9 protein-coding genes, 7 tRNA genes and 1 pseudogene are annotated in these 11,028 nt (G+C 41.1%); 13 read left to right on the forward strand and 4 right to left on the reverse strand.

Annotation, left to right across the window (positions count from 1 at the left end):
• The first annotated feature begins 7 nt into the window (after positions 1–7).
• From ACTNC0_RS16260 to ACTNC0_RS16305, 10 genes and pseudogenes are all read left to right on the forward strand, one after another.
• A tRNA-Asn gene (locus ACTNC0_RS16260) sits at positions 8–80 on the forward strand.
• A gap of 37 nt (positions 81–117) precedes the next feature.
• Positions 118–189, forward strand: a tRNA-Glu gene (locus tag ACTNC0_RS16265).
• Between the two features lie 47 nt (positions 190–236).
• Positions 237–309, forward strand: a tRNA-Thr gene (locus ACTNC0_RS16270).
• 4 nt (positions 310–313) lie between these two features.
• Positions 314–387 (forward strand) — tRNA-Ile (locus ACTNC0_RS16275).
• 15 nt (positions 388–402) lie between these two features.
• Positions 403–476: transfer RNA gene (locus ACTNC0_RS16280), tRNA-Asp, on the forward strand.
• Between the two features lie 38 nt (positions 477–514).
• Positions 515–587: transfer RNA gene (locus ACTNC0_RS16285), tRNA-Val, on the forward strand.
• Between the two features lie 3 nt (positions 588–590).
• Positions 591–677: transfer RNA gene (locus ACTNC0_RS16290), tRNA-Leu, on the forward strand.
• A 328-nt stretch (positions 678–1,005) separates the two neighbouring features.
• A pseudogene (locus ACTNC0_RS16295) lies at positions 1,006–1,167 on the forward strand (transposase); the annotation flags it as partial.
• 202 nt (positions 1,168–1,369) lie between these two features.
• Positions 1,370–2,215 carry an RNA-guided endonuclease InsQ/TnpB family protein gene (locus tag ACTNC0_RS16300; RefSeq protein ID WP_441088209.1) on the forward strand — a complete coding sequence of 282 codons (846 nt, stop codon included), beginning with the start codon at positions 1,370–1,372 and terminating at the stop codon, positions 2,213–2,215.
• A 146-nt stretch (positions 2,216–2,361) separates the two neighbouring features.
• Positions 2,362–3,309, forward strand: coding sequence for a DMT family transporter (locus ACTNC0_RS16305; RefSeq protein WP_441088210.1), 948 nt, complete (start codon positions 2,362–2,364; stop codon positions 3,307–3,309).
• A 100-nt stretch (positions 3,310–3,409) separates the two neighbouring features.
• On the opposite strand, the gene ACTNC0_RS16310 is transcribed toward ACTNC0_RS16305, so the two are convergent.
• Both ACTNC0_RS16310 and ACTNC0_RS16315 read right to left on the reverse strand, forming a co-directional pair.
• Positions 3,410–3,622, reverse strand: coding sequence for a FeoA family protein (locus tag ACTNC0_RS16310; protein ID WP_441088211.1), 213 nt, complete (start codon positions 3,620–3,622; stop codon positions 3,410–3,412).
• 360 nt (positions 3,623–3,982) lie between these two features.
• A complete protein-coding gene (locus tag ACTNC0_RS16315) occupies positions 3,983–4,177 on the reverse strand; it encodes a CopG family transcriptional regulator (RefSeq protein WP_055199643.1) in 195 nt (64 codons plus the stop codon).
• Positions 4,178–4,505: 328 nt separating this feature from the next.
• Here ACTNC0_RS16315 and ACTNC0_RS16320 point away from each other — a divergent pair, with 328 nt between their 5' ends.
• Complete coding sequence (locus ACTNC0_RS16320; RefSeq protein ID WP_118137673.1) at positions 4,506–4,832, forward strand: DUF6809 family protein; 327 nt, start codon at positions 4,506–4,508, stop codon at positions 4,830–4,832.
• A 168-nt stretch (positions 4,833–5,000) separates the two neighbouring features.
• Here the strand turns inward: ACTNC0_RS16320 and ACTNC0_RS16325 are convergent, their stop codons facing one another.
• Both ACTNC0_RS16325 and ACTNC0_RS16330 read right to left on the reverse strand, forming a co-directional pair.
• Positions 5,001–5,747, reverse strand: a complete 747-nt coding sequence (locus tag ACTNC0_RS16325) for a FadR/GntR family transcriptional regulator (protein ID WP_441088212.1) — start codon at positions 5,745–5,747, stop codon at positions 5,001–5,003.
• 555 nt (positions 5,748–6,302) lie between these two features.
• Positions 6,303–8,033 carry an ABC-ATPase domain-containing protein gene (locus ACTNC0_RS16330; RefSeq protein ID WP_441088213.1) on the reverse strand — a complete coding sequence of 577 codons (1,731 nt, stop codon included), beginning with the start codon at positions 8,031–8,033 and terminating at the stop codon, positions 6,303–6,305.
• A gap of 507 nt (positions 8,034–8,540) precedes the next feature.
• On the opposite strand from ACTNC0_RS16330, the gene ACTNC0_RS16335 reads away from it, so the two are divergent.
• Both ACTNC0_RS16335 and ACTNC0_RS16340 read left to right on the forward strand, forming a co-directional pair.
• Positions 8,541–9,932, forward strand: coding sequence for an aminopeptidase (locus ACTNC0_RS16335; protein ID WP_441088214.1), 1,392 nt, complete (start codon positions 8,541–8,543; stop codon positions 9,930–9,932).
• A 313-nt stretch (positions 9,933–10,245) separates the two neighbouring features.
• Positions 10,246–10,977: an ABC transporter ATP-binding protein gene (locus tag ACTNC0_RS16340; protein ID WP_055199655.1), complete on the forward strand. Its 732-nt coding sequence runs from the start codon at positions 10,246–10,248 to the stop codon at positions 10,975–10,977.
• Positions 10,978–11,028: the final 51 nt, after the last annotated feature.

Here is an 11,028-nt window from a genome sequence, read left to right on the forward strand (position 1 = left end):
CCTTTATTCCTCCTTAGCTCAGTCGGTAGAGCATGCGGCTGTTAACCGCAGTGTCGTTGGTTCGAGTCCAACAGGGGGAGTTTTCGGAAACGTGTGTTCCGATTAAATTTAATAATTGGCTCCATGGTCAAGCGGTTAAGACACCGCCCTTTCACGGCGGTAACAGGGGTTCAAATCCCCTTGGAGTCATTTAAATAATGAAATGTGATTTTTGAGGCTTGATTCTGTTACAACATGCCGATGTGGCTCAATTGGCAGAGCAGCTGATTTGTAATCAGCAGGTTATCGGTTCGAGTCCGATCATCGGCTTTTTGGACCTTTAGCTCAGTTGGTTAGAGCAACCGGCTCATAACCGGTCGGTCCTGGGTTCGAGTCCCCGAAGGTCCACTTTTCAATTATTTTGGCCCAGTGGCTCAGTTGGTTAGAGCGCCGCCCTGTCACGGCGGAGGTCGAGAGTTCGAGTCTCTTCTGGGTCGTTAGCAATTGGCTGACGAATATTTACTAATTGCGTCATGGAATCTTAGCTCAGCTGGGAGAGCATCTGCCTTACAAGCAGAGGGTCATAGGTTCGAGCCCTATAGGTTCCATATGCCGCAGTGGCGGAACTGGCAGACGCACAGGACTTAAAATCCTGCGGGACTTATACTCCCGTACCGGTTCGATTCCGGTCTGCGGCATGATTTTAAGTGAGAGAAACGTTGTAAAATCAACGTTTCTCTTATTTTTTTTCTTATAGGTTTTGAACACACTTGAACACAATTTTTACAATCTGGGCTACTAAAATAGCTATTTTAATTTTTCATCTCCCTGTAGTCCTAGTTTAGGGCTAATACGGAATTGGATACAGTAGGTTGTGAAAACAGCTGAATCAATCCGGCTAAAGCGGAATTGGATACAGTAGGTTGTGAAAACAGCTGAATCAATCCAACTAAATCCAGCATTATAAAAAGAAAATATGTTCGATATTTTATTGCGGAATTTTTGATATCATGGTATTATATATGTATGAAAGAAAATCTTACATATTACCGTACTTGTGTGTGTAAGATTAATTATCATATGGTATGGCCAGTGAAATACCTGAAGGGGATCTCCGGCAGGAAACTTTTCAAACGTTTTCCGGAAATAAGAAACCAGCTTTGGAAAGGGGAGCTGTGGAACCATTCCAGACTGCCCAGGAAGTCTGCAGGCTGCTGGACAAGGCATGGAAGTCTTTTTATGCCCTGAAAAGATCCGGAGGGATCGAGACTCCCAGACCGCCGCGGTTTAAGCAGAAAAGTATCCCCATTACCTATATGCAGATGGGGATCGTGTATGAGCGGGATACGGGCAGAGTCCGCCTTTCCCTTCCAAAGGCATTAAAAAATATATGGAAGAAACGTATCAGATCCATGAAAACTTTCTTTACCTTGAAAATAAGATTTTCAGGGGCATGGATCAGACCAAACAACTGCGGATATACCCGCCGGAGAAGGGAAACTGTAAAATTATTGTTGTTTATGAGGTCCCTGACCAGGAAGAACTTCCACAGAACGGACATGAACTGTCTATTGATCTGGGGCTTCATAACCTTATGACGTGTTATGATTCCGAAAATGGGAAGACGTTTATCCTGGGCAGGAAGTACCTTGAATTGGAAAGATATTTTCATAAAGAGATCGCAAGGGTGCAGGCCCAGTGGTATGGACAGCAGTCAGGAAAGGGAGTCAAACATCCGGTCACATCAAAACATATCAGGAAGTTATATAAAAGAAAACAAGACTCAGTAACGGACTATCTGCACAAGATCACAAGATATCTTGCAGAATACTGCCGGGAACAGGGGATCACCTGTGTCGTTACAGGGGATATCAGGAACATCCGGAGAGAAAAAGACCTGGGACACAGGACAAACCAGAAGTTTCACAGCCTGCCGTATAACAGGATCTACATCATGCTGGAATATAAGCTGAAAAGATATGGGATCCGTTTTGTAAAACAGGAAGAAAGTTATACCAGCCAGTGCAGTCCGCTGTCACCAGAAGTAGGGAAAAGATTTGAGGAACCGTCCAACCGGAAAGAGAGAGGGTTGTACAGAGATGGAAACAGAGTCTATAATGCAGATGCGGTAGGCGCATATAATATCCTGAGAAAATATCACTCCGTATCCGGAGTAAAAAAAGAACTGTCCGTAACCGGACTGAAAACACCGGAAATAATAAAAGTAGCTGTATAGCTCTAAAGAGCAAACAGTAGTGGTGCCATGGATGCACCCTGAAAAAAGGCGGTATCCCGCCTTAATTCAGATGCTCTGGTAACTCAGTTACCGAGTAATTCACAATAAAGATAATAAGAGATAAACAGAAAGAGAGAAACAAAGTAATGTCACAAAAACAAAACACGTTAACAAGAACAGGAATCGTAGCACTTCTTGCCTGTGTATGCTGCATTTTATGGGGAAGTGCAATTCCGGTGATCAAGACGGGATATAGCTTGATGAATGTAGATTCCGCAGACACTGCCAGTCAGATCGTATTTGCCGGAATTAGATTTACATTGGCGGGAATTCTGGTTCTGATATTTGCATCTGTTCGTGAGAAAAAGATTATGATCCCGGACAGGGAAATCCTGAAATATGCTGTGCCGGTATGTCTGGCTCAGACAGTAGGACAGTATTTTTTCTTTTATATAGGCGTTGCGCATACGTCCGGAGTTAAAGGTGCTATCATTACCGGGCTTGGAAATTTTATCGCAATTTTATTGTCCTGTCTGGTTTTTCGAAAAGAACGTATGACGGGGAGAAAAATTGCAGGCTGTGTACTGGGATTTGCAGGAGTTGTAGTAATTAATCTTATGGGAAATTCTCTTGATATGGGATTTAAGCTGGCAGGAGAAGGATTCATTCTGATTGCACAGCTTTCCTATGGAATCTCTACGGTACTGATCAATCTTTTTTCCAGAAAAGTCTCTCCGGTGGTATTGAGCGGAACCCAGTTTACGATGGGAGGGATTGTCCTGACATTGATTGGTATCGGAATGGGGGGTCATTTGGGAAATGTTACAGTGGGAGGTGTGGCTATTATCTTTTATTTGGCAATGGTTTCTGCGGTGGCTTATACACTCTGGTCGGTTCTGCTTGCATGGAACGATGTCTCGAAAGTTGCTATTTTTGGATTTGTCAATCCGTTGTGCAGTGTGATATTGTCCGCATTGATACTTGGAGAGGTAAAGCAGGCATTCAATATCGGAAGTCTGGTGGCTCTGATCCTGGTTTGTGCCGGAATTTATATTGTCAATGCGAAGATAAAAGACTCGAAAAGGGAAATATAAAACCATGTAAGCAAAAGGGGTTGTTTTGAAAATGTAATTCAGCGATATCCCATAAACGAGTATAAAAAAATGAAGCAGACAAAACATCTGCTTCATTTTTTTATACTTGTATTCTGTCTGCAACTTCGTTTCCCAGAACGATTTTTCGATCAGCGGAAGAAATGATCAGAGAGTCGTGGAATTTCCGAAGGACGCGGATCGTACTGCCTTCATGAATGTCCATATCGTGCATAGCTTTCATAACTTCTGGCAGTCCGAACATCCATTTGATCGTATAAGTGCTTCCCTGACTGGATTTTGATAATGAATGCATAAAAACAACCTCCTTGCATAAAAATAAGGCGGGTAATTAAAATTTACCTGGTGTCAGGTATTTGTCATACCTGAAATTGACAGAGACACATGGAAACGGATTACCATAAAATTACTAAAAGTTAATATCAGATAATTTGTTTCTTAAGTTTTAATAATTGTATAACTGCAAGTGCCAGTTCGTCAATTATAACATTATTCTATGCAATATCTGAATAATCCTTCATTTATTCGGATATTTCAGGCTGACTGAGGCTTTTTTATTTGTGCAATCAGATTCGCAGACAAGTAAATGATATAGTTATTTCGATAGATCAGGCAAGTCCTTGGATTCAATTCCGGATATCCGATTACTCGAAAGTCATTCTACGAATTTCAGATTTTCCAGAGCATAGCGGAGTGCCATGCACATCAGTTCATTTCTCGAACGTCCGCTTTTTGCAGATAATTTATCATATTCTTCCTGAAGTTCACGTTCAAGTCGGATGGTCATAGTAATAGATTTATCCTCTTTTTTATCAGTATATTTTGGCCGGACAATAAAATCTTTTGTCATGATTATACCTCCTATAATATAAAGTATAATTACAAGGCATTGACATTGATATATCACAAAACTATAATACATATATGTAACACTATACAAAAGAAAAAGCATTGCCATAGGTTTATATGCTACAAAAGAGGGGAATATTATAATTAGTGTAGCAGTAGATTTCCGGAATAATTTTACGCTTAAATTTCTTATTTCTGCATTACCATTGGTTGTTATAGCTACCGCTACGTCTTGAAATAAAAATTTATTCGGAAAGATTATTTCAAGAATCAACTTGTTAGTACACTGATGATTGGCTGGGATTAATTTTTAGAGAGTTAGAAGAATAATGAAAAGTATAATTCAGAAATTGTACAATCTGTACATGGAAGAAAATGACAGGACAGACATTGAGAGGCTGAGAACACAGGGCGATGATCTGTGTAAAAAGAAAAGAGAGGATGCCTATCAGTCATACCAGAAACTACGCTCCAGGCTGACAGGAGAACTGGCAGAGGAACTGGACATACTGATGGATAAACATCTGGAAATATTTCCACAGGAATTGGAAAACAGTTTTGAGGCAGGATTTAAAACAGGAGCAAAATTGATGTGTGAAATTTTTTCAGAAGAGGCAGAGACAATAAAGAGATACGGTTCGTTCCGCGACCAATGACAAGAAAGACAAAAGCTTATAGATTTGCAGACAGATGCCCGTGGAGAGATCCGCAGGCATTTGTCTGAGGAAAAATGTTAGTTAATCGTAACTGTTCAGTTCCCTGCAGATAGCAGACTGCTGAATAGTTAAAGCTATTCAATAAACCGCGATTGCATTTTTGTTACTTTAGACAGTCGCAGGAGGTTCATCCTTATCAGCAGTTGTAAGAGTATTAAATGGAATCTCATTTAAAAGCCGCTCAATCGTATGCATATGCTCATTCATAATTTTTTCTGCAAGAGGTGCATCTTTGTCAGTTATTGCATGAACAAGTCGTGTGTGTTGAGAATCAATTTCAGGTGCATCGTTGTTCTTTTTCATAAAATAAGAACGTATTCCGGTAATCATGTTTTCTGTAAGCTGGGCAGAGGCATTCAACACGCTCAGGATTAATGGATTTGCAGAAATCTGTGCAATTTTCATATGCAGATCACGATCCAGATCACCGCGGACTTTTTCATCCTGGGTGCTGTCCAGTTTGGCAATAATAAGCTGGAGTTCAGCGGCATCTAATGGTGTACAGTTTTGGGCTGCGAGAAATGCAGCTTTACTTTCCAGTGCACCTCGAAGCTGCAGGGCGTCCTGAATTTTACTGTTATACATCTGAAACAGGATAGATAATGGTTCAGTAAGACAGTTGCGGAGATCTGCTGCAATATAATTAGCGCCGCCATGTACGCTGACAGTAATCCCCAGCAGGGAAAGTGCTTTCAGAACTTCACGTAAAGCAGGTCTGGAAATTCCGAATTCTTCAGCCAGAATACGTTCCGCCGGAAGAGCATCTCCCGGTTTCAGTTCTCCTGTCTGGATTTTCTCGATGATCTGTTTGAGAACATCATGGAATGTGCTGGTTTTATCTATTTTTCTAAACATCTATTTTCCTCTTTCTTTATCCTTTTGTCATACAGCGGAATGCACGTATATTCATTATTATAACTTATAAAAACACAGATGCAACTGATTCTTTTTGAATTTATTGTGTCTGTTTACTGTCCTTAAGATGTTAGTGTTCGCATATAGTTATTAGCCTGAACATGCAAGCCAAGTCCGTCAGTGCGTAAAAATCATTCCTGCAATCTGCACGCCCCACCTACAGGACCTGCCACTGGCAGTTCCTTACGGATGCATAGCAACTTTGCGGTATATTTTGCAGAAAGCCTTTTTCAAACACACTCTAAGACAGAGGATTTTGACGTAAACTTGCAAAAAGTTATAACTTGTTTATAAATTTTATAATTTTATTAGAAATTAGACAAATTTCTCTCACATTTATACGTTATGATATTTACATCTTAAGGAGATGACAGACCTTAAGAAAAAATCTTTCCTTTCCCTAAAAAGTGTAAAATGAACAGTAGATCACCGCTCAACCGACAAGATCGCCGGAGGGGCGGTGATTTTATTTTATAAGAATCCTGTGCTGGGTTCTTATGAACGTCTGTAACGGTTGAAGCAGGCGTAGATTTCCTGAGAACGTGGGACGGCATAACCACAGGAAATTTTATGGTTGTCTGCGAAGAAAGCCAAACCGTTTTGAGTCATATTTTTTTGCAGGAATTCTACGATTTCAGGAAGTGTTCTTTTTCCATCAATCAGATGCTCTACCGCATATTTCAGAAGGAGGCTTAAAGCGGCAGTCTGTTCTGTATCGATCAGCTGCTCGATATAGCGAAGATCGATTTCCTGCCGGCCAAGAGAGAATCCGTCTGTTTTAGAGACTTTGGCTTTTAAACGTTCAGGTCTGTCATTATTGTGCTGGTAGCTGTTACGCTGTGAAGAACCAGAAGATTGCACTGCTTTCGTCATTATACGATGACTTTCTGGAATGCGAAATTCCGGAACCGGAACATTCGCCAGAGGATATTGGCCGCATAATGATTTGACAGAAGCGGTAATGTCCTTGGGTATATAATTGTCCATCTGAATGACTGTGTCTGCAATATGAAAGAATGCTCCGGAACTTCCAGCTACCAGTATGGTAGAAATACCTGCTTTTTCATAAAGGTCACGTGCACGCTCAAGGAAAGGCGTGATTGGCTCTTTATCCCGTTGAATGACTTGCTGCATAAAGGCGTCCCGTACCATAAAATTAGTGGCAGAAGTATCTTCATCAAGAAGGAAAAGCTGGCTTTTTGCTTCTATACTTTCTACGATTCCGGCCGCCTGGGAAGTACTTCCGCTGGCGTCCAGTGTGGAAAAACAATGGGTATCTTTTTTATTTGGAAGGTCATTGATGAAGAGAGAAATATCGACATCTTTGATAAAACGGCCTTCCTCAGAACGAAGCTTAACAGCTGTGTTATCTGTGATTACATATTCGCGTCCATCTCCTAGGATATGATTATATACGCCAAGTTCAAGCGCATTCAGAAGAGTAGATTTGCCATGATAACCACCGCCTACGATCAAAGTGATTCCCTTTGGAATTCCCATTCCTGTGATTGTTCCTTGGTGTGGAAGCTCCATGGAAATACGCAGACTTTCAGGAGAATTGAAAGGGATGGAATCCTTCATAGGGCGGGAAGAAATGCCGCTTTCTCTGGGAAGAATAGCACCATCAGCTACAAATGCGCAGAGATTTCGGCAGGACAGTTCATGACGGATGAATTCCTGATCTTCGGCAAGCTGCATGTAATTTAACAGATTCTGTGCATCAAGACTGTAATAGAAGAAAGACTTGCGAACACATACAGGCAGAAAATCAAAAAGAATTTTTTCCAGTTCTGTGGCGTTAATGGTACGTCCATTGGCAGGAAAGCCTACAAAGAAACGGACGGTTATGCCTTTTGCATTGATTTCACATGCTGTTCGGGAAAGAATTTCCTGATCGCAGTGGCTTACTGTGATAAGACCGCTTTTACCGGAGCCTTTTGCACGGAAACTAAAGTGGCTGACCTGTTTTTCAAACTGGCGGGTGAGGTAGTCACAAAGAGTTGTTCTGGAGAGAAAATTTTTATAATATTCTTTCGGAAAGCGGGCATCTGTGTGGGAAATCTGGACGCTTACGTGAGAAGGGGATGCAAAAGGATCACCCTGTACATGGTCGATGGAAAGAAGATAATTTCCGAAATGATAGACACCTTTCAGAGCTTTGTAGGCTGGATAACTTTTTCTGTTTATGGAATGAAGCTGCTGACGCAGCTCTTCTGAATTATTCATGTGGAAACCTCCTGAATTATTTGATAGATTGTTACTATTCACACACCACTATTCTGAGAGGGATTGTCATGTATATGCCAAAATCTCGGGACATACAAGTTCAAAATCCGTTTTTGCAGACAATCTGAAATGAATTTTGGTTACCTTATAAAAGAACAGAGTGAAATAGTTATGTAGGCTTTAAATATAACTATAATAGAAGCGGAGACGATTGTCCAGACACAGGAAGTTAGGAATAAAAAACTTTTTGAGCATAATATCATTGTATGGAAAAATTAAGAAGGATGTTTTATAATAGAGAAAGCAATACTAGTACAGCGAATATTAAGTAACTGCTATATTGACTTGTCTGATTTTTCATCTGCGGCGTTGTCGTCAATCGCCGTAGCCACCGCTACGCCTCATTCCTCCGCCTTGCAGCTGAAGAAATCATCCTGCGTCAATATAGCAGAAACTTAATTTTCGCTGTACTAGGAATAAGAGTCAGATAGAAAGGCGGAATCATAAATGGAACGTAGAAATGCATGGCTTTCTTATACAGAAGCAGAAGAAAAAGAATTAGAAAAGACTGCAAAAGCATATAGAAACTTTCTTAATGCAGGCAAGACAGAACGCGAATGCGTGATACAGATCGTGAAAGAAGCCCGCGAAGCAGGTTACGAATCTCTGGAAGAAAAGACTGCAAAGGGTGAGAAACTGAAATCCGGAGATAAAATTTATACAGTAGGAATGAAGAAAATTGTTGCGCTTTTCCATATCGGTCAGGATGATATTGAAGAGGGAATGAACATTCTGGGTGCACATATCGATTCTCCGCGTCTTGATGTAAAACAGAATCCTCTCTATGAAGATACAGACCTCGCATATCTGGATACTCATTACTATGGAGGTGTTAAGAAATACCAGTGGGTAACACTTCCACTTGCGATCCATGGAGTAGTAGTAAAGAAAGACGGAAGTGTAGCAGAGGTAAATATTGGTGAAGATGAAGAAGATCCAATCGTATATATTACAGACCTTCTGATCCATCTGGCAGGAAAGCAGATGCAGAAAAAAGCTGCCGAAGTAATTGAGGGAGAGAATCTTGATATTCTGATCGGAAGCAGACCATTAAAGGATCTTCCGGATGATAAGAAGAAAGAGGCAGTGAAACAGAATGTACTGAATATCCTCAAAGAGAAATATGCTATAGAAGAAGAGGATTTCCTTTCTGCTGAACTTGAAATCGTACCGGCAGGTAAGGCAAGAGAGTGTGGCCTTGACAGAAGTATGATCGCGGCTTACGGCCAGGACGACAGAGTCTGCGCGTATACTTCTCTGATTGCAATGCTTGAGATGGAAGCACCGAAACGCACCTCATGCTGTCTGCTCGTAGACAAAGAAGAAATTGGAAGCGTAGGTGCAACAGGAATGCAGTCCCGTTTCTTTGAGAATGCAGTGGCAGAACTTCTGGATGCAATGGGCTGCTACAGTGAGCTGAAATTAAGAAGAGCGCTGAAGAATTCCAGCATGCTTTCCTCCGACGTAAGCGCGGGTTATGATCCTTCCTATGGAGAAGCATTTGAGAAAAAGAATGCCGCTTATCTGGGAAGAGGTATCGTACTGAATAAATTTACCGGAGCAAGAGGTAAATCCGGATCAAATGATGCAAATGCAGAGTATGTGGCAAGAGTAAGAAATATTTTTGATACTCATGAAATCGCATTTCAGACTGCTGAGCTTGGTAAAGTAGATGTAGGTGGTGGCGGAACAATCGCATATATCGCAGCTTTATATGGAATGGAAGTAATCGACAGCGGTGTTGCGGTACTGAGTATGCATGCGCCTTGGGAAGTAACGAGCAAAGCGGATGTTTATGAAGCTAAGAAAGCGTATAAGGCATTTTTACTGGATGCATAAAAATATGAAGAAAATGCAGTTTTTGTTTCGTTTATAGTTAACAGAGACTTGCTGATTCCACAGAAAAGGACAGAACTTTTTGGAAAATTAAGGATCTGTCCTTTTCTTTATAGCAATTTCAGAAAATACTGTAATTAATCCAGCCCATCAGAGAGTGAAACCCTGCTGGACTGTCTTACTTGCATTATTTTCTGGAATTGTTATAGGAAATTACTTTGTAATTTTTCCGGGATATAATAAGATCCGTCGGGATGAATGAATTATAGCGGACAATATATTGTATATTGGAATTGCGGGATAAATGGAGGAAAAAATGGGAGAAGCGCTGATCAGAGTAAAAGATTTGTGTAAGATATATAATCCCGGTGAGAATGAAGTGCGGGCACTGGATCATATTAATCTGGAAATCGATAAAGGTGAATTTGTTGCGATCATCGGACAGTCGGGATCCGGGAAATCTACGTTTATGAATATGCTGGGATGCCTGGACGTTCCTACTTCCGGCGAATATTTTCTGAATGGTACAGATGTATCTACGATGGAAGACAATGAACTTTCAGAAGTGAGAAATCGAGAGATTGGATTTATTTTTCAGGGATTTAATCTGATTTCCAATCTGACTGCCATAGAGAATGTAGAACTTCCCCTGGTATATAGGGGTGTAGACAGAAAAACCAGACATAAACTCGCCGTGGAATCCCTGACCATGGTCGGACTTGAGAAACGAATGGATCACAAACCAAATGAAATGTCAGGCGGACAGCAGCAGAGGGTTGCCATTGCCAGGGCGATAGCAGCGCAGCCACCGGTAATCCTGGCGGATGAGCCGACTGGAAATCTGGATTCTGCGTCCAGTAAGGAGATTTTGCAGATTTTGAAAAATATGCATGAGCAGGGGAAAACAGTCATACTGATCACTCATGATAACGGGATTGCTGCACAGGCGAGACGTGTGGTCAGGATTATAGATGGCAAGATCGAGTCAGATTTCGTTAATGAAAACTATGGAAAGGAAGAATACGTGAAAAACCAGCTGGATGCCTGAATGATGTTTGGAAAATAGCAGGTGTATTAAGCTGCATACGGAAAGCTATAT

Origin of the sequence: Blautia sp. HCP3S3_B11 (assembly GCF_052064435.1) — a bacterium.
GTDB lineage: Bacteria > Bacillota > Clostridia > Lachnospirales > Lachnospiraceae > Blautia_A.

Excerpts from the sequence above, each read along its gene's own strand:
- ACTNC0_RS16300 (WP_441088209.1), top strand. The coding sequence starts at position 1,370 with ATGGAAGAAACGTATCAGATCCATGAAAACTTTCTTTACCTTGAAAAT.
- ACTNC0_RS16305 (WP_441088210.1), top strand. The coding sequence starts at position 2,362 with ATGTCACAAAAACAAAACACGTTAACAAGAACAGGAATCGTAGCACTT.
- ACTNC0_RS16310 (WP_441088211.1), bottom strand. The coding sequence starts at position 3,622 with ATGCATTCATTATCAAAATCCAGTCAGGGAAGCACTTATACGATCAAA.
- ACTNC0_RS16315 (WP_055199643.1), bottom strand. The coding sequence starts at position 4,177 with ATGACAAAAGATTTTATTGTCCGGCCAAAATATACTGATAAAAAAGAG.
- ACTNC0_RS16320 (WP_118137673.1), top strand. The coding sequence starts at position 4,506 with ATGAAAAGTATAATTCAGAAATTGTACAATCTGTACATGGAAGAAAAT.
- ACTNC0_RS16325 (WP_441088212.1), bottom strand. The coding sequence starts at position 5,747 with ATGTTTAGAAAAATAGATAAAACCAGCACATTCCATGATGTTCTCAAA.
- ACTNC0_RS16330 (WP_441088213.1), bottom strand. The coding sequence starts at position 8,033 with ATGAATAATTCAGAAGAGCTGCGTCAGCAGCTTCATTCCATAAACAGA.
- ACTNC0_RS16335 (WP_441088214.1), top strand. The coding sequence starts at position 8,541 with ATGGAACGTAGAAATGCATGGCTTTCTTATACAGAAGCAGAAGAAAAA.
- ACTNC0_RS16340 (WP_055199655.1), top strand. The coding sequence starts at position 10,246 with ATGGGAGAAGCGCTGATCAGAGTAAAAGATTTGTGTAAGATATATAAT.